Origin of the sequence: Streptomyces syringium, assembly GCF_017876625.1 — a bacterium.
GTDB lineage: Bacteria > Actinomycetota > Actinomycetes > Streptomycetales > Streptomycetaceae > Streptomyces > Streptomyces syringius.
Genome location: NZ_JAGIOH010000001.1, coordinates 7,093,752 through 7,111,699 on the forward strand (window position 1 = coordinate 7,093,752; position 17,948 = coordinate 7,111,699).

At 72.6% G+C, this 17,948-nt stretch carries 18 protein-coding genes; 12 read left to right on the top strand and 6 right to left on the bottom strand.

Translation table 11 applies throughout. From position 1 onward, the window contains the following. Positions 1–70: 70 nt before the first annotated feature. Together JO379_RS30815 and JO379_RS30820 are read left to right on the top strand one after the other, a co-directional pair. Positions 71–1,162 (top strand): magnesium and cobalt transport protein CorA, encoded by a 1,092-nt coding sequence (locus JO379_RS30815; protein ID WP_245381595.1) that lies wholly within the window; start codon positions 71–73, stop codon positions 1,160–1,162. Positions 1,163–1,230: 68 nt separating this feature from the next. Continuing rightward, positions 1,231–1,854, top strand: a complete 624-nt coding sequence (locus JO379_RS30820; RefSeq protein WP_130880913.1) for a DUF4291 domain-containing protein — start codon at positions 1,231–1,233, stop codon at positions 1,852–1,854. Between the two features lie 3 nt (positions 1,855–1,857). On the opposite strand, the gene JO379_RS30825 is transcribed toward JO379_RS30820, so the two are convergent. From JO379_RS30825 to JO379_RS30850, 6 genes are all read right to left on the bottom strand, one after another. Then, a complete protein-coding gene (locus tag JO379_RS30825; protein ID WP_130880912.1) occupies positions 1,858–2,043 on the bottom strand; it encodes a DUF1737 domain-containing protein in 186 nt (61 codons plus the stop codon). A 95-nt stretch (positions 2,044–2,138) separates the two neighbouring features. Continuing rightward, entirely contained in the window at positions 2,139–3,212 is a 1,074-nt protein-coding gene (locus JO379_RS30830; protein ID WP_130880911.1) for a serine hydrolase domain-containing protein, read from the bottom strand. Next, a complete protein-coding gene (locus JO379_RS30835; RefSeq protein WP_209518023.1) occupies positions 3,209–4,138 on the bottom strand; it encodes a DUF6895 family protein in 930 nt (309 codons plus the stop codon). Before JO379_RS30835 ends, JO379_RS30830 begins: the two co-directional genes overlap by 4 nt. Before the next feature lie 27 nt (positions 4,139–4,165). Beyond that, entirely contained in the window at positions 4,166–4,867 is a 702-nt protein-coding gene (locus tag JO379_RS30840) for a hypothetical protein (RefSeq protein WP_209518025.1), read from the bottom strand. A gap of 39 nt (positions 4,868–4,906) precedes the next feature. Next, positions 4,907–5,095 carry a hypothetical protein gene (locus tag JO379_RS30845; protein ID WP_242626365.1) on the bottom strand — a complete coding sequence of 63 codons (189 nt, stop codon included), beginning with the start codon at positions 5,093–5,095 and terminating at the stop codon, positions 4,907–4,909. 179 nt (positions 5,096–5,274) lie between these two features. Next, entirely contained in the window at positions 5,275–6,243 is a 969-nt protein-coding gene (locus JO379_RS30850) for a 2OG-Fe(II) oxygenase (RefSeq protein ID WP_130880908.1), read from the bottom strand. A 168-nt stretch (positions 6,244–6,411) separates the two neighbouring features. Between JO379_RS30850 and JO379_RS30855 the strand changes: the two genes are divergently transcribed. The 10 genes from JO379_RS30855 to JO379_RS30900 all read left to right on the top strand — a co-directional run bounded on the left by JO379_RS30855 (position 6,412) and on the right by JO379_RS30900 (position 17,912). Continuing rightward, on the top strand, positions 6,412–7,122 hold the full coding sequence (locus tag JO379_RS30855; protein ID WP_130880907.1) for a L,D-transpeptidase family protein: 711 nt from the start codon (positions 6,412–6,414) through the stop codon (positions 7,120–7,122). A 109-nt stretch (positions 7,123–7,231) separates the two neighbouring features. Beyond that, on the top strand, positions 7,232–7,378 hold the full coding sequence (locus JO379_RS30860) for a hypothetical protein (protein ID WP_165451653.1): 147 nt from the start codon (positions 7,232–7,234) through the stop codon (positions 7,376–7,378). A gap of 853 nt (positions 7,379–8,231) precedes the next feature. Then, on the top strand, positions 8,232–10,406 hold the full coding sequence (locus tag JO379_RS30865) for a hypothetical protein (protein WP_209518027.1): 2,175 nt from the start codon (positions 8,232–8,234) through the stop codon (positions 10,404–10,406). 65 nt (positions 10,407–10,471) lie between these two features. Next, positions 10,472–11,989 (top strand): GT4 family glycosyltransferase PelF, encoded by a 1,518-nt coding sequence (pelF, locus tag JO379_RS30870; RefSeq protein ID WP_130880905.1) that lies wholly within the window; start codon positions 10,472–10,474, stop codon positions 11,987–11,989. Then, entirely contained in the window at positions 11,986–13,446 is a 1,461-nt protein-coding gene (locus JO379_RS30875; RefSeq protein ID WP_207304022.1) for a hypothetical protein, read from the top strand. The genes pelF and JO379_RS30875 overlap by 4 nt, the downstream gene beginning before the upstream one ends. 136 nt (positions 13,447–13,582) lie before the next feature. Further along, positions 13,583–14,590 carry an SDR family NAD(P)-dependent oxidoreductase gene (locus JO379_RS30880; protein ID WP_209518029.1) on the top strand — a complete coding sequence of 336 codons (1,008 nt, stop codon included), beginning with the start codon at positions 13,583–13,585 and terminating at the stop codon, positions 14,588–14,590. A 51-nt stretch (positions 14,591–14,641) separates the two neighbouring features. Next, positions 14,642–15,355 carry a nucleotidyltransferase family protein gene (locus tag JO379_RS30885; protein WP_130880903.1) on the top strand — a complete coding sequence of 238 codons (714 nt, stop codon included), beginning with the start codon at positions 14,642–14,644 and terminating at the stop codon, positions 15,353–15,355. Positions 15,356–15,364: 9 nt separating this feature from the next. Then, entirely contained in the window at positions 15,365–16,267 is a 903-nt protein-coding gene (locus tag JO379_RS30890; protein ID WP_209518031.1) for an NAD-dependent epimerase/dehydratase family protein, read from the top strand. Further along, positions 16,264–16,956: a spherulation-specific family 4 protein gene (locus tag JO379_RS30895; RefSeq protein ID WP_130880901.1), complete on the top strand. Its 693-nt coding sequence runs from the start codon at positions 16,264–16,266 to the stop codon at positions 16,954–16,956. Before JO379_RS30890 ends, JO379_RS30895 begins: the two co-directional genes overlap by 4 nt. Beyond that, complete coding sequence (locus tag JO379_RS30900) at positions 16,953–17,912, top strand: endo alpha-1,4 polygalactosaminidase (protein WP_209518033.1); 960 nt, start codon at positions 16,953–16,955, stop codon at positions 17,910–17,912. The genes JO379_RS30895 and JO379_RS30900 overlap by 4 nt, the downstream gene beginning before the upstream one ends. Positions 17,913–17,948 lie beyond the last annotated feature (36 nt).

The following is a 17,948-nucleotide window of genomic DNA, read 5'->3' on the forward strand; positions in this document are numbered from 1 at the left end:
CACCCGGGCGCGACTGGGTCCCGCAGGCCGGAGATGGCAGACTGTCCGCCGACCTGGAGGAGGACCCCGTATGTCGATGACCGGCCAGCTGCGCAAAGCGGTACGGCTGAGGCACCGCCGCACCGCGGTGGACCTCAGCCATCCGGCACGCTCACCGCTCGGATCCGCCGTCGTCAACTGCGCGGTCTACATCGGCGGCATCCGGCAGGAGGACGACTGCCCCGCCGAGGAAGCGATCAAGCACGTGCGCAAGGCGGGCGACGGCTTCGTCTGGATCGGACTGCACGAGCCCACCGTGGAGGAGTTCGCCGACATCGCCACGCTGTTCGGCCTCCACCCGCTGGCGGTCGAGGACGCCGTCCACGCCCACCAGCGACCCAAGCTGGAGAGCTACAACGACACGCTCTTCACCGTCTTCAAGACCGTCTGCTACGTCGACCACGACAAGCTGACCGCGACGAGCGAAGTGGTCGGCACCGGGGAGACCATGGTCTTCACCGGCCATGACTTCGTCGTCACCGTCCGGCACGGCGGGCACGGCTCCCTCGGCCCGCTGCGCGAGCAGCTGGAGTCCGCCCCCGAACTGCTCGCGAAGGGCCCCGCCGCCGTCCTGCACGCCATCGCGGACCACACGGTCGACGACTACCTCGCCGTCGTCGACTCCGTGCAGAGCGACATCGACGACGTCGAGGCCGAGGTCTTCGCCAGCGACAGCGGCCCCGCCGATGCGGGCCGGATCTACCAGCTCAAGCGCGAACTCCTGGAATTCCGGCGTGCCGTGATACCGCTGGACCGACCGCTGCGGGAGCTGTCCACCCGGCCGTACCCCGTGGTCGACCAGGAACTGCGGACGTACTTCCGCGACGTCGCCGACCACCTGGCCCGGGTCGCCGAGCAGATCATCGCCCTCGACGATCTGATCAACTCCATCCTGCAGGCCCACCTCGCCCAGGTCACCGTCGCGCAGAACGAGGACATGCGCCGGATCAGCGCCTGGGTCGCGATCGTCGCCGTGCCCACGATGGTCTGCGGGATCTACGGCATGAACTTCGACCACATGCCGGAGCTGCGCTGGACCTACGGCTACCCGCTCATCCTCACCGTCATCGCCGTCGCCTGCTTCACCATCCACCGAGGCTTCCGCCGCAACGGCTGGCTGTAACGCCGACGACCCCGCCCGGCCCGTAAATCACTGGCCAACGCGGGTCGGCGTACCTCATGGTGATCGTCATGCACGAACCGAACCACCGGATCCGCGCGCTCCACACGGACTCCACGATCACCGTCTACCAGGCCTACACCCCCGCGATCGGTGTTCCCGCGGCGCGCGAGGGACGCTTCCCCGCCGTATGGAAGCGGGACCGGATGACCTGGATCAAGCCCTCTTTCCTGTGGATGATGTACCGCTGCGGCTGGGGCGCGAAGGAGGGACAGGAGACGGTTCTCGCCGTCGAGATCACCCGTGAGGGTTTCGAGTGGGCGCTCCGGCACGCCGCCCTGTCGCACTACGAGCGCGGCGTGCACCCCGACAGGGACACCTGGCGGCGCGAGCTGCGCCGGGCGCCGACACGGGTGCAGTGGGACCCGGAGCGCGATCTGCGCCTGGCCGCGCTGCCGTACCGCTCCCTCCAGCTCGGGCTGTCGGGCGAGGCCGCGCGACGCTATGCCGACGAGTGGACGGTCGCCATCACCGATGTGACCCCGCTCGCGCACGAGGTGCACGCGCTCGTGCGCGGCGGTGACCTGGCGACGGCGTCCCGGCTGCTGCCCGAGGAGCGTCCGTACCCGGCCGGGGACGAGCTGCTGGCCCATCTGCGGGCGCAGCCGCGGCCCGGGGCGGGCGGGGACGCCTAGTCCCTACGACCGTGTGGGCCAGACCAGCGCCTGGGCGACGATGACGCTCTCACCGTTGAAGGTGACGGCAGGGCCTTCGTGCAGTTCGTAGCCAAGACCGATCGCTTCGCTCACGCGCCGGCAGAACGTGGCGTCGTCCGGTCCGGTCAGGACGCGGTAGACGGGCAATCCGTCTGGTGGTGTGCTCATGAGGAGAGGATCCCAGACGCCCGTGCCCATCGGGGCGGCGGCCGGCATGGCTCGAAGCCGATTGCTCCCGGCCACAGGTCCGGCCGGTCGGGGCGTTACGCCGCGGCTGTGCCGGACACCCCCTGGGGCACCCCGCCGTCCGCCAGCCCGCGCAGCAGCAGGTACGCCTGCTGGACGAAGTCGGCGCGTCGTCCGCAGGTCTGGTTGACCGCGGCGGTGAAGACCACCCGCGCCTGCGGGCTGAACCCGGCGAACGTGGTGAAGCCGCGGGTGGCGCCGGTGTGAAAGTACAGGTCGTGCCCGGGCCGCCGCCGGATGTTCCACACGAGGCCGACCCGGTCACCGCCAGGACGTACGGCCAGCCGCGGGCGCACCGCCTCCGCCAAGCCCGTCCGCAGGCTCTCCGGCAGGCCCGGTCCGGCCTCTTCGGGTGCGAGCAGCGCCTCGGTGTACGCCAGCAGGTCCCGCCCGGTGGACCGTACGGCGCCCGCGGCGGGCATGCCCGGCAGCGAGATGGGCGGGCGCGGGCGGCCGTGCCAGTAGCCGGTCGCCTGGTCGGGGTCCTGGCCGCAGTCGGTGCGGTGCAGGCCGAGGGGGTGCAGCACTCGGGCGGCGAGCAGGTCGGGGTACGGGGTACCGGCCGCCCGGGACAGGGCCAGGCCCAGCAGCCCGATGCCGAAGGTCGAGTACCGGACGCGGTGCCCCGGCCGCGGCCGGGACCGGCGGACCGAGGCGAGCAGTTCGTCGGTGCCGAAGGCGGCGTACGGATCACTGAACCAGCGCGGGCCGGCCCGGAGCAGCAGCGCGGCGGGAAGCCGCGGCAACCCGGAGGTGTGCGTGGCCAGATGGAGCAGGGTGACGCGGCCGCCGCGCGAACGAGGCGCGGTGCCGGGCGGCAGGAAGCGGTCGACGGGGGCGTCGTACGCGACCTCGCCGCGCGCGGCCATCTCGGCGAGCAGCAGTCCGGCGAAGGTCTTGCTGATCGATCCGGTCTCGAACCGGGTTTCGGGACCTGCCGCCGTACGGCCGTCCCCCGCCACCCCCGCGGCGGCGATCACTCGCTGGTCCGCAACCCGCGCCGTGATCACGACCGCCCCGGCGGCGGGCAGGAGCGGGGCGAGCAGGGCCTGTTCCTCCACTGCCGGGAGGCGCCTCAGCGGAGTGCTCATGCCGTACGCGCCCGTGTGCCGTCGAGTGTCCGCGAGACGGTCAGACACCCGGCCACGGCGGCGACGATCACCGGGTGCTGGTGGTCGAGGAACCGCTGACCGGGATCGTCGTCCACCGGCTCCCCGTCCCGTGGCACCAGTCCGTCACCGTGCTGCACGGCGGCCAGCGCCGCCCACGCACCCGGATCGCACCACGGCTCCTCCAGGCAGGCGCCGACGATCAGGAGTTCGCAGAACAGATCCCACTGCTCCGCCTCCGCCCAGACGTCCGCCCACACCGGCAGCCAGTTGGCCAAGTAGCGGCCGATGTCCGGCGGGAGATCGCCGGGCCGGGCGCCCCAGTCGGTGATGTGGAAGACGGCGTGCGTGACGTGGTAGGCAGTCATCCAGTCGATGGCCCATGGCTCCGGGCAGCCGCCGAGCCAGGTGCGCCGGATCAGCGCGGACCAGTCCGCCCCGTCGTCCACGCCCACCAGCCGGGCGGCGTTGGCCACCGCGAGCCGTCGGTTGGGCGGCATCTCGGCGGCGCGCAGGGAGGCCAGAGCGGTGGTGTGACGCAGCAACTGCTCGAAGGCGCCGTGCCGATGCCCGACCCGCACGAAGGGGCCGTAGAGCTCCAGGGCGTCGGTGATCAGCGTGTGCCGCAGGGTCCGCTCGTACAGCAGGTCCCCGCCGCGGAACTGGCCCCAGGCGAAGTCCACCAGTTCGCGGGCCATGCGCTGCTCGGCCGTGCCGCTGACCGCCTCCCGCAACACGAGCGAGCCGGCGAGGGCGTGCTCGCCCAGCGGCTTGTACTGGCTGTCCGGGTGGGCGAGGTCCGGCGAGGCGGCGCCCGGCGGCAGCGCCCCGCGCTCGTGATGGGCGTGGAGCCAGGCCAGCGCCTTGGAGGCGACCTGGTGGGCGGTGGCGGTGACGCTGGACACCACAGGGCTCCTCTCAGGCGGGTGCGAGTCTCAGACCGGGCTCGCCGCCGGATCGAGCATGCGGCGGGTCACCGCCAGGTCGAGGGCCAGCCTGCCGCCGCCGCCCGCGTGCAGGGCGAGATGGTCGAGGATCGGCGCCGGTTTCAACGGCAGCCGTACGCGCTCGCCGTGCAGGGCGGCGAGCCACCGCAGGAGCCGCGCGGCCGTCGGGTAGTCGCGGCGGAGCAGCGCGCGGGTGGTGCCGCGGGCGAGGGCCAGCGGCCGGCCGCGCACGGCGTCGCGCACCGGGCCGTCGAGCCCCGGCAGGCTGAGCGGGGCGAGCTGCGCGGCAGCCTGGCACCAGGGCTGCCAGGCGCCGGGATCGGCGAGGACCACATGCGCGGCGGGCAGCGGTGGAGGGGCGGTACCGGCGTGGTCGGCGAGCAGCCGGGCGAAGCCCCAGTCGCGCCAGGCGACGGTCGCGGACTGCCCACCGGCGGCCAGGTCGAAGAGGTTCAGTGCCTGGGCTGCGGCCTGCGCGTCGTCAGGATCCAGCCGTGCGCCGAAGGCCTGAGGGGCCAGGGCGTCGGCCCCGGCGACGCGGACGGCGGCGAGCGCCGCCTTGGGGTCCGCCGCCGAGCCGACGAAATCCGCGAGCACGGAAGTGCCCCCGGGCAGGGCGTCGAGGACACGTACAGCCAGCTCGTCGTGTGCGGCCGTGTAGACGGCACGGAGATCGGCGGGGCGGGTCACGTCAGCCGCCTCCCTCCGGACGACTCGCGGCCGCCATGGTCACCGCTCCTTGGGTTCCTTGGGCGCCTTCGGCGAGAGCAGCAGGATCAGGGTTGCGGTCGCATCCGGCGTGAACGCCGGCGCATCGCCGAGTGCCGTCTCCGGCTCTGCCATCAGGGCGCCGACCGCGGCATCGTCGGTCGGGCTCGCGGTGAGTTCCACGGCCCTCTTCCGGTCGAGCATCATCATCGCTGACACCTCCAGAGGTGTGGTTGTCCAGCGAACGGTCTGCTCCTTCCACGCTAGACCTTGAAGACAAAGGTTGCTTGTCGGGGCGTTCGGGGCGCACGGCACCCCGCTCGTCCTGTGCCCACGACGCGGTCGGGTCGGGCCGTCGGCGCTGAGAATCGGGTGCCCCAGGCGTCGGTTCAGGCGCCCTGCAGGACGTCCTCCCAGGTGATGGCCGGGCTGCCCGCCCGCAGGCTGTAGTCCATGGCCGGGTCGCGGACCGGCCACTTGAGGCGCAGCCAGCCGGGGATCGTGGCGGGGATGCCGTCGTCGCCCGCCAGGTGCCAGAACGTATTCGAGTCCTGCCGGGCGAAGTACGGGCAGAACAAAGAGATCACCAAAGTCACCCGGCGGCCCTCGGTCACCGGGGTGACCGCGTGGAAGATCCGGCTGCCGTGCAGGAACAGCGTCGCCCCGCGCTCCCCGCACGGCGCCTCCCGGATCCGTGGGTCGCCCTCGGGCACCCCCGTGAATTCATCCGTGCGCCCCTGGAAATAGGTGAAGCGCCCGCCCTCGTAATCGTCGTAACCACTGAGCTGGATGGTGAAGACGTAGTCCATGCCGTCGCGGTGCCAGCGCACGATCTCCGGCCGGCCCCGGCCCTCGAAGTAATTGATCTGCGCGGTGGGAATGCGCAGCGGATGCGGGATCAAGGGAACTCCCGCCAGCCGGGAGCAGGTGAGCAGGAAAGTCCGGTCGCGAATCATGTTGTTGATGAAGGACGACACGAGATCGGCACTGCGCAGCCGCCGCGTCGCGATGAAACGGCTGCTGCCCGCCGCGCCTTCCAGCTTGTCGCACACCTCGGCCAGCCGGTCGAGGCCCTCCGGAGTGAGGATCTGCACGGGGCCGACGGCGGCGGTGTCGTCGACCCTGCCGTGCGCGTGGTGGAGTTCCTCCCGGCGGTAGCCGAATTCCTGGAGGGTCATGCGCGGCCCCGTGACCTCCCGTGCCACGTAATCGGCGTGCCAGCGCGGTTCGGCGGGCAGATGGGCGATCCGTTGTGGCTTACGGGCCCGTATCGCGTGAAAGACCTGGTCGAATCCGGTCGGCGTCCTCGGCAGGTCGAGCGCGCTTCTTCTGCCGCTTCTCGCGGGGTTCACGGGCATGACTGGATCTCCTTCGATGGGAGAACGCCGGGGACCACTTCACCGGAATGGCGGCATCGAATCACCGGGCCCCGGACCCCACAAGTCCGGATCCCGCCACGTGATGCCGGGGAAAAGCGGGGGGCCGGGGCGTGCAACCGCCGGGCCGGGTGAGGGGTCATACCCCGTATGGGAAGCAGAGCGAGAAACTTGACGGGATCGGTCGCGGCACGCCGGACGGCCGTGCTGCTCGGGGTCGTCGGACTCACGGCGCCACTGACGGTGGCGATGGGCGGGACCGCGCAGGCGGCCACCGCGTGTACGACCAAGGCGGGACCGCACCAGAAGGACGCGGAGAAGTTCCTGGGCCGGCCGGTCGACGGGCGGCAGTCGCCGGCCGACTGCCGGGCGATCCAGGCCTTCCAGAACAAGCACGGCATCCGCCCCAACATCGGCTACGCGGGCCCGGTCACCTGGCGGGCGATGCAGGATGAGATCACCAGGCGCAATCCGAACGCCGCCGGGAAGTGCCCGGTAAACAAGGGCCGCATAGCCTGCGTGGACCTTACGCGCCAGATCAGCTGGATCCAGGACGGCAAGACCCTCAAGTTCGGCCCGGTGCCGGTGCGCACGGGCCGGGACGGGTACGAGACGCGCACCGGCGCGAAGAAGATCTACTGGCGGGCGATCGACCACTGGTCGAGCATCTACAAGGTCCGCATGCCCTACAGCCAGTTCTTCGACGGCGGACAGGCCTTCCACGCCATCAGCGGCAGTGTCTGGTCGCCGCCCGGGTCGCACGGCTGCGTCAACATGCGTACGGCGGACGCGAAGAAGTACTGGTCCATGCTCCGCAACGGCGACGACGTCCAGGTGTACGGCCGCAAGCCCGGCACGTGAGGCACCGCCACCTGACGCCCCCGCACGTGAGACCCCCGGTCCGTGGGTAGACACAGAGTCTCGAACCACGTGGGCCGCGCCGGGCCGTGAGCGACCGGAGGAATGGGTCATGGCAGGGTTGATCGACCGGATCAAGAATTTCGCCCGGAGCCCTCAGGGCCGCCGGGTCATCAGCGAGGGCAAGCGGGCCGCTCGGGACCCACGCAAGCGGTCCCAACTGAAGGCGCTGCTCGGCAAGGTGCGCGGCAAGCGCTGACCGTACGGGCCGAGACCCCGGCCCGTACGGGCCGGGAAGACCATGGCGCAGCGCCCGGGCCGGGGACGACGGCCGGGCGCTGCGCGTGGGGCGCGCCGCGGCGAGCGCCGGCTCCTGCCCGGCCCCCGAGGCCCCAGCCCCGCCCCCCCGGGAACGATCGCGGAACAAACTCGGCACAATATCGGACCGGTCGCGCGGTTTCCGGAACTTCACCGCCCCGACACGCCGGTACGGCAGGGGAGTTGGGGGTGATCGCCACCAAGCACATCCGTCGAATTGCCACCGCAACCGGCAATTCCGACAGCCGTCATCAGGCCGATCTTGCCGCCGTTCGATGTCGGGGACGCCGCCTCGCCCGGCGGCCCGGCGGCGGGCATACGAGCGGGGCATAGACCAATGTCGCCACAGGTCACCCCGGCGATGGCCGAGGAGCGAGAACTGATCCGTCCGTATCGGGCCGCTGCCCGGGGCGAGTTGAATTCCGGACAACACCCCGGTACGAGCGCCCGGCTCCTCCTCAGTGCGCCCCGCGCGGCCTTCTGGCATGGCGCACTATATGGCTGGGCGGTCGAGAGGCTGAGTGTGCCTCTCGGGGGGTGTGGCACCGCTGTGCCACCCGCCCGGTCACTGTCGCGCGGTCTCGGCTCCGTCCGCGCGGCACGGGTACGGGCATCGGCGCGCGTACCGCGGCAGGGGAGGAGCGGACGCGGCCGGGATGGGGTCCCGGGCCGCAGCGGAGCCGGACTTGGGGACTATTCGGGGTGCGCTCAGTGGCGGCATCGACGCCATGCGCACGTGAGGAACCGTACGGACGACGCCCTCGCGCGCCGTGCCGTTATGGGGGGAGATCACCATGGGTCGTACGACCCGGCTGGCCGCGGCATGCGCCTCGGCGGCCCTACTGGCTGTGACGCTACCGGCGGGCGGCGCCGTCGCCGCCGGGGCGGAGCCCAGGATCGACCTACGGGTGCTGGTCGTCGACGACGGCGGACCGGCCACCGAGGCGATCCGCGCCGAGCTCGACGAAGCCGGCACGCCGTACACGAAGATCGCCCTGGCGGACTCCGGCCGCCCGCGGATCGACGAGGCGTTCCTGAGCGACACGGTGGACGGCAGACCGCGCGCCAGATTCCAGGGCGTGGTGCTGCCCAACGACAATCCCTTCGGGGCCGGTTCGGCGGAGATGGCCGCCCTGGCCGGGTACGAGAAGCGCTTCGGGATCCGGCAGGTGGACGCCTACACCTACGCCCGCCCGGCCGTGGGGCTCAACACCCCCCAGGGCTCCGGCTACAGCGGCTCGATGGACGGCAAGTCCGCCCAGGTGACCGGGGCCGGAGCCGGAGGGCCGTTCGGCTATCTGAAGAGAAACGTTCCTTTTGAGGACAACGACACCGCCGTCAACGAGAGCTGGGGCTATCTCGCGACCCCGCTGGAGAAGCAGGCGAACGGCGCGACGTACACCAGCTACCTCGACGCGCCCATCCCCGGCGGCTCCGCGCGCGGCTCGCTGATCGGCCAGTACGACCACGACGGCCGCAGCGAACTGGTCGTCACCTTCGTCTACAACCGGTACCAGTCGCAGTTCCGGCTGGTCTCCCGCGGCATCGTGGAATGGCTGACCCGGGGCGTCCACCTGGGAGCCGCCCGCAACTACTTCGGCGTGCACGTCGACGACGTCTTCGCCTCCGACGACCGCTGGGACACCAAGCTCAAGTGCACCCCCGGTGACGTCGACTGCCCGGGCAACCCCGATGCCCAGAACCCGCCGATCCGGATGACGGCCGCCGACGCGGCCTACGCCAAGCAGTGGTCCGACCGCCACGGCCTCCCCCTGGACCTCGCCTACAACGGTGTCGGCAGCGAGGAGTACCGGGCGGAGCGCGGCGGCGCGGAGGACCCGCTGCTGAAGCAGCTGGTCGCCGACCAGAAGTCCTACCGCTGGATCAACCACACCTACACCCACGCCTTCCTGGGCTGTGAACAGAACACCTCCGTCGTGCCCTGGAAATGCGCCACCGATCTCTTCGGCCGGACGCGCTGGGTCAGCCGCCAGACCATCAACGGCCAGATCAACGACAACCTCACCTGGGCGGCCCGCCAGGGGCTGACCCTCGACCGGGACGAGCTGGTGACCGGCGAGCACTCCGGTCTCAGGACGCTGCCCCAGCAGAACGTCGACAACCCCGAACTCGCGCCCGTCCTCACCGCGAGCGGAGTCGGCTCGATCGCCAGCGACAACTCGCGCGAACCGCGCCAGCGCCAGGTCGGCTCCGCGCTGACCGTGCCCCGCTACCCGATGAACGTCTACTACAACGTCGGCACGGCCGCCGAGCAGACCGACGAGTACAACTGGCTCTACACCAAGAAGGCCGACGGCGGCAGCGGTTTCTGCGAGAACTCCACGACGACCACCTGTCTGAAGGCCCCGCTGGACGTCAGGACCGGATTCGCGTCCTACATCGCGCCCCTCGAATCCCGGATCGCCCTCGGCCACGTCCTGGCCAACGACCCGCGGCCGCACTTCATGCACCAGTCCAACCTCTCCGAGGAGCGCCTGGGCTACACCGTCATGGAGAAGGTCCTCGCCGACTACGCAGCCCTCTTCGCCGACAACGCGCCCCTGGTCAACCTCCGGATGCGGGACGTCGCCACGGAGCTGCGCAAGCGGGCCGCCTGGGACGCGGCTCTCGCCGCGGGCAAGGTCACGGCCTACCGGATCGGCTCCGCCGTCACCGTCGAAGCCCCCGCCGGGGTCGAGGCCACCGCGACGCTCCCGAACGGCACCACGCAGGTCAAGGGCACCGGAAGCACACCGTTCGGCGCCGCCTACGCCGGAGCCCGCTCGGGCTGGGCCGCACCCGCCGACGGGCAGCACCAGCTCACCTTCACCCTGCCCACCGAGACCCCGGCCGCCCACACCGCGCCTCAGGACGCCGCCCGGGTACAGGCCCCGGCCGCCGCGCTCCCGGTCCCCGAGGGAGTCAGCCACCCCGTGCGCCCCGGGACCGGAGTCCCCGCCCGGCGCTGATCCGACCCGTGTCCTCCGTGCCGAGCCGCCCCATGCCCCACCGTCTTCCGGAGAGAACAGAATTCATGCACGGACCGTTCGCCGAACCGGCGTTGGACACCCCCTCGGTGACGCTGCTCACCGAGGGGACCTACCCGCACAGCCACGGCGGGGTGAGCGTGTGGTGCGACCAGCTGGTCCAGGGCATGCCCGACATCGACTTCCGGGTCATCGCCGTGACCGGCACCGGCCGGGAGCCGCTCGCCTGGGAGCTGCCCGGCCACGTCCGCAGCGTGGACACCCTCCCGCTGTGGGGGCCGCCCCCGGCCGGCCGCGCCCCGCGCGGCCGGGCGCTGCGCCGCTTCCTCACCGCCTACGAACGGTTCCTGCTCGCCCTCCTCGACCCCGCCCAGGAACACCACTTCCCGCGCGCCTTCTACCGGCTCGCCGAGTACGCCGCGGCGGGCACCCTGCCGGCGGCCCTGCGCGGCGAAGCCGCCGCACGGGCCCTGGTCGGGGTGTGGAACCGCCCGGAGCTGGCCACCGCCGCCGCCCGCCCCACCCTGCACGACGCGCTGACCGCCACCGACCTGCTGGAACACGCGCTGCGCCCGCTCGCCGCGAAGGCGCCGGCCGAGGGTGTCACCCACGCGGTGAGCGGCGGCCTCGCGGCGGTCCCCGGGCTGCTCGCCCACCACCGCCACGGCACGCCGTTCCTCCTCACCGAGCACGGCATCTATCTGCGCGAGCGCTATCTCGGCTTCCGTGCCGAGCCCTACCGCTGGCCGGTCAAGGCCCTGATGCTGGGGCTGTTCCGGCTGCTGGCCGAGGAGAGCTACCGGCGCGCCGCCCTGGTCACCCCGGGCAACCGCTACAACCGGCGGTGGGAGGAACACGGCGGCACCCCGCCCGACCGCATCCGCACCGTCTACAACGGCGTCGACCCCGCGGCGTTCCCGCCCGCCGGCCCGGAGCCGGAGACCCCCACCCTGAGCTGGGCCGGGCGCGTCGACCCCATCAAGGGCCTGGAGACCCTGATCCGCGCCTTCGCGCTCGTACGGGCGGAGATCCCGGCCGTACGCCTGCGGCTCTTCGGCGGTACCCCGCGCGGCGGAGAGGGCTACCGCACCGCCTGCGAGAGCCTCGCGGCCGAGCTGGGCGTCGCCGACGGCGTCACCTTCGAGGGCCGGGTGGAGGACATCCGCGACGCCTACGCCGCGGGCAACGTGGTGATGCTCTCCAGCATCAGCGAGGGCTTCCCCTTCACCCTGATCGAAGCCATGTCCTGCGGGCGCGCCACCGTCTCCACGGATGTGGGGGGCGTCTGCGAGGCGGTGGGCGACAGCGGGCTGGTCGTGCCGCCGCGCGACCCCGGGAGCATGGCGAAGGCCGCGCTGCGGCTGCTGAAGGACCCCGGACTGCGGGCGAGGATGGGCGAGTCGGCCCGGCTGCGGGTGATCGAGCAGTTCACCCTCCGCCAGACCATCGACTCCTTCCGCGACATCTACCACGACCTGGCCCGCAGCAGGCAGCCGGAGTCCGGGCGGATCTTCCGGCCGGAGCCCGTGCCCGTCATGGCCCTGGCGGCGGGTGGTGCGGGATGAGCGGCTTGCTGCGGCTCGTCCCCGACGAGCCAGAACCCGTCCACGACCTCGCCTCCGCGCACCCGCGCCCCCACCCGCGGCCCCGGCCGCGCTGGGCCGCCGACCCGCTCGACGAGCTCGCCGAGGAGCTCGCCGAGGTCTGCGCGGCCGCCGTCCACCCCGATGAGATCGCGGCCGTGCTGGAGGCCGACGGGCTGACCGGCGAGCAGATCACCGAGCGCTACGGCCGTCGCGACGCCTTCGAACTCGCGGCGGAACTGTACGCACGGGTGCCGCGCGGCCACCCCGAACCCGGCCCGCGCCCCGACCCGTGGCAGGTGCGCCCCGGCCAATTCGTCCTGCGCGCCCTGGTGTTCACCCTGCCCGGCTTCGGCTACGCGCTCGGCGGCCCCTTCATGGCCGGCGCCCGGGACGGCTACGGCCTGCCCGCCGGCACCGGCGCGCTCGTCGCCTCCGCGCTCACGGCCTGGGCCTGGAACCAGGGCTTCGCCCACCGCGCCTACCTGCGGCTGGGCACCGGCGGGCGCGCTGCCGCCGGGCGGACCCTGATGTGGGGCGCCCCGCTCGGCGCCCTGCTCGCCATCGCGGTCGCGGCGGCGTTCCCCGCCCCGGCCGGGGCCACCGCCTACGCGGCGGGCCAGGCGCTGTACCTCGCGGCGGCCACCGTCCTGCTGGTGCTGGGCCGGGAGCGGCTCCTGCTGCTCGCCCTCCTGCCCACCGCCACCGGGGGAGCGGCGCTCCTCGTCACCGACCCGCCGGCCTCCGTACGCGTCGCCCTGCTGCTGGCCACCGCCGGGGGCGTGCTCTTCGCCGCGGCGTACGAGATCGCGCGCACCCGCAAAGGCGACGCCCCGCCGGCCGGGCCCGCCCCGATGTCCCTGGCCGCCTCGATCCCGTACGGGCTGTTCGGCCTGGGCTGCGGGGTCCTGACGACCCTCGCCGCGCTCGGCGACGTCCTGCGGCACGGGGCGGGCGCCACCACGGCGGGCTCCGCCGTCATCGCGCTCACCCTCAGCATGGGCGCCGCGGAGTGGCTGCTCTACCGCTGCCGGAGCCTTGCCCTGCGCGCGCTCGCCCGCAGCGTCACCACCGGGGGACTGCTGCTGCGGGTCGCCCGGGTGCTCGCCCTGTGCGTGGCGGTCTACCTCGCCGCCCTGGCCGTCCTCGCCCTGGCCGCCGGGGCGCTGTGGCCGGACGGCCCGCCGCCCACCGCCCTGCGGACCGCCGCGCTGCTGGCGCTGGGCGCGGTCCTCTGGACCGGGCTGCTGCTCCAGGCCTTCGGCGTCGCCTGGACCCCGGCGCTGCTGTGCCTGGCGGCGGCCGGGGCCGAGACGGCCGCGCAGCTCCTGCGGATCTCCACACCGGCCACCGCGCAACTCCTCGTCTGCGGCGGCACGGCGGCCGGCCTCCTGGCCGTCGCCACCGCCCTGCTCGGACGACTCACGACGCACCGCTGAAGCACCACCACGTCCCCGCACCACCGTCCCCGCGCAACCCGCGCATCGCACCTCACGCACACCGCACGGCACCCGTCATGGACGACCTTCATGAACACGCCTGGTGATCGAACGTCACACACAAGGGAGATCCAGCATGTCCGCATCCGCATCCGCATTGGTCGCCGTCACCGGCGCCGAGGGATTCATCGGCTCGCACCTGGTGGAGGAACTCGTCACCACCGGGCACCGGGTACGCGCCATGGTGCAGTACAACTCCTTCTCCTCCTTCGGCTGGCTGGAGACGCTTCCCGACGAGGTGATGTCCCACGTCGAGGTGGTCCTCGGCGACGTACGCGACCCCGGATCGGTGAACGGGCTGGTGACGGGCGCGGAGGCCGTCTACCACCTGGCCGCGCTGATCGCGATCCCGTACTCCTACCGCGCCCCGCACAGCTATGTGGAGACCAACGTCACCGGCACCCTCAACGTGCTGGAGGCCGTCCGCCACCTGGGCATCCCCCGTCTGGTGCACACCTCCACCAGCGAGACGTACGGCACCGCGCGGACCGTGCCGATCAACGAGGACCACCCCATCAACACCCAGTCCCCGTACGCCGCCTCGAAGGCCGGCGGCGACCGCCTCGCCGACAGCTACCACGCGAGCTTCGACCTGCCGGTGGTCACCCTGCGGCCGTTCAACACCTTCGGCCCCCGCCAGTCCATGCGTGCCGTCATCCCGACCGTCATCGCCCAGGTGGCCGCCGGGGAGCGGGCCATCACCCTCGGCGATCTGCGCCCCACCCGGGACTTCACGTATGTGAAGGACACCGTGGCCGCCTTCCTCGCCGTCGGCGCCGCCCCCGCCGCCGACGTCGTCGGCCGCACCTTCAACGCCGGCACCGGGGAGGAGATCTCGATCGGCGACCTGGTGCTGCTGATCGGCAAGCTGATGGACTCCGACCTGGCCGTCACCGAGGACCCCGCGCGCATCAGGCCCGCGGCCTCGGAGGTGATGCGGCTGGTCTGCGACGCGACCCGGCTGCGCGCCGCCACCGGCTGGGCCCCCGCCCACACCCTCGAAGCGGGGCTCGTCCGGGCCATCGACTTCTTCCGCGACCCGGCGAACCTCAGCCGGTACAAGGTCGGCATCTACAACGTCTGACGTCACGTCACACCCGTTCCGGCGCCACCCATCGCAGAGAGGAATGCCACCATGCATGTCGTCATACTGGCCGGAGGCAAAGGCGTCCGGCTGCGTCCGTACACCACCGCGCTGCCCAAGCCCCTGGTGCCCATCGGCGAGGAACACGCGATCCTCGAGATCGTGATGCGCCAGCTGGCCGACGCGGGCTTCACCAGCTGCACCCTGGCCATCGGCCACCTCGGGCACATCATCCGCGCCTACGTCGGCGACGGCTCCCAATGGGGCATCAAGGTCGACTACACGACCGAGGAGAGCCCACTGGGCACCATGGGCCCCCTGCTCACCATGCTCGACCGGCTGCCCGAGAACTTCCTGGCGATGAACGGCGACATCCTCACCGACCTCGACTTCGGCGCGATGTACCGCACCCATGTGGCCGCCGAGGCGCCGCTGACCATCGCCACCTACGCCCGGAAAGTGAACATCGACTTCGGGGTGCTGACCACCGACTGCGGGCGCGTCGTCGGTTTCGCCGAGAAGCCCAGCATGGACTACCGGGTCTCGATGGGCGTGTACGGCGTGTCCCGCGATGCCCTGTCCCGCTACACCCCCGGTCTGCCGCTCGGTTTCGACGAGCTCGTCCTGGACATGCTGGCCGCGGACACCCCGCCGCACGCGTACGAGTTCGACGGCTACTGGCTCGACATCGGCCGGCCCGACGACTACGACCGGGCCAACCGGGAGTTCTCCCTGCACCGCGACATGCTGATCAAGGGAGCGTGAACGGTCCGCATGCGCATCCTCGTTCTGGGCGCCACCGGCTTCCTGGGCCGGCACGCCGTCGGGCAACTGCGCGCCCTCCCGGGCGCGCGGGTGCTCGACGGCGGCCGGGCCCCCGGCGCCGATCTCCCCGTCGACCTGGCCACCGCGGACCCGGCCCACCTGGCGGCCGCGCTGCGCGCGGCGGCCCCCGACGCCGTCGTCAACTGCGCGGGCGCCGTCGACGGCAGCGCGGTGAACCTCGCCGCCGTCAACGCCCGCGGGCCGGCCGTGCTGTGCGAAGCACTGCGCGAGGCCGCCCCGGCGGCCCGTCTGGTCCACCTCGGCTCCGCCGCCGAGTACGGGCCCACGGACGGAAACCGGCCCGTCACCGAAACCACCCCGGCCCGGCCCGTCGGCCTCTACGGCGCCACCAAACTCGCCGGCACCCTCGCGGTGACCGCCTCCGGCCTCGACGCCGTCGTCCTGCGGCTCTTCAACCTCGTCGGCCCCGGTTCCCCCGCCTCCTCACTGCCCGGCCGGCTCGCCGCCGAACTGCACCGGGCGGGCCCCGACGGCAACGTGCGCACCGGGGACCTCTCCGCCTACCGCGACTACGTCGACGCGCGGGACGTGGCACACGCCGTCACCCTCGCCGTCACCGCGCCCGCGCCGCTGCCCCCTCTCCTCAACATCGCCGGCGGCCGGGCCCGCCGGGTCCGGGAGATCGCCGACGGGCTCGTACGGGCCGCGGGCTTCCGCGGCCGCATCGAGGAGGACGGCGGCGGCTCCACGCGCTCCGCCGCCGTCTCCTGGCAACAGGCGGACATCACCGCCGCCGCGCACGCCCTGCGCTGGGCCCCCCGGCACGCCCTCGCCGACTCCCTCGCCGATCTGTGGGCCGAGACCCGCACCCGGTCGGAGTCCCTCCGGTGACCGGCCGGACGCGGCGACGGCTGCTCGTCCCGCTGTACGTCCACCCCGCGGTGAACCCGCAGGCGTGGACGTCGCTGACGGACGCCGCCGCCGGACTGTACGCCGTGGTGCTCAACGTGGCGGACGGCCCCGGCCACCGCCCCGACCCGGACTTCCTGACGGCCGCCGGCCGGCTCCGGGGCGCGGGCGTCCCGCTGCTCGGCTACACCGACACCGGCTACGGCCACCGGCCACCGCGCGAGATCATCTCCGACATCCGTAAATACCGCAGGTGGTACGACGTGGACGGAATCTTCTTCGACCAGGCGGCGGCCCGAGCCGCGCTGCTGCCCCGCTACCGCAGGCTCGTCGTCCTCGCCAGGGCGCTGGGCGCCCGGACGGCCGTACTCAACCCCGGCACCCACCCCGACCCCGGCTACGCCCTGATCGCCGACCTCCTGGTCACCTTCGAGGGCAGCTGGGAGACCTACCGGCGGGCGACGGTGCCGAACTGGACGGCCGATCACCCGCCCGAGCGGTTCTGCCACCTCGTCCACGGGGTCCCGCCCGACCACGCGGAGCAGGTGGCACGGACCGCCGACGGGCGGGGCGCCGCGGTGCACTGCGCGGTGCCGGGGGAGGGGGCCAACCCCTGGCAGACCGTGCCGCTGACGGGCGTCGGCACCGGGCTCGCGGGGGACGCCCGGTGACCGGGCGGCGCGTCGGGGCCGGGCTGCTCGCCCTCGCCCTGCTCGGCCTCGCCGGCTGCTCCACCGCCGACGGCGGGCCCGGCACCGAGGAATCGGGGACGCCTTCCTCCGCCGCCCCCGGGAGAACCGGCACCCCGGACCCCGACGGGGAGAAGGACGACCCCCAAGGCCCCTCAGGTCCCGCGGATCGCTCAGAGCCCTCGGAATCCGCCGATTCCCACGGCTCCCGCGGCCCCGGCACCAACCGCCCCGCCTCCCGGCGCTGGCGGCCCCGCCCCGGGACCCGCTGGCAATGGCAGCTCGACGGGCGGGTCGACATGAGCGTGGACGTTCCCGTCTACGACATCGACGGCTTCGAGAACTCCGCGGAGACCGTCGCGGGACTGCACGCCCGCGGCCGCAAGGTGATCTGCTACATCAACGCGGGCGCCTGGGAGAAATTCCGGCCGGACCAGGCGGACTTCCCCAGGGAACTGCTCGGCGAGAACAACGGCTGGGCGGGCGAGCGGTGGCTCGACATCCGTCGCCTCGACGTCCTCCGTCCGCTGATGGCCGCCCGTATCGAGATGTGCCGGAAGAAGGGCTTCGACGCCGTCGAACCGGACCTGACCGAGGGATACCGCAACACCACCGGATTTCCGCTCACCGCCGCCCACCAACTGGACTTCAACCGCATGCTCGCGAAACTGGCCCACGACCGGGGGCTCGCCGTGGGCCTGAAGAACGACCTGGACCAAATCCCGGAACTCGTGGGGGACTTCGACTTCGCGGTGAACGAGGAGTGCGCGCAGTTCGGCGAATGCGACCGGCTGGCACCGTTCGTGCGGCGGGACAAGGCGGTCTTCCACGTGGAGTACTCCTTGGCGCCAGACGCGTTCTGCCGTGACGCCAAGCGGCTCGGGCTCAGCTCCATGCGCAAGCGCCTCGACCTGGATTCCTGGCGGAAACCCTGCTGACGGCCTGCCGCACGCCGTAGGAAGGACGAGCACGAA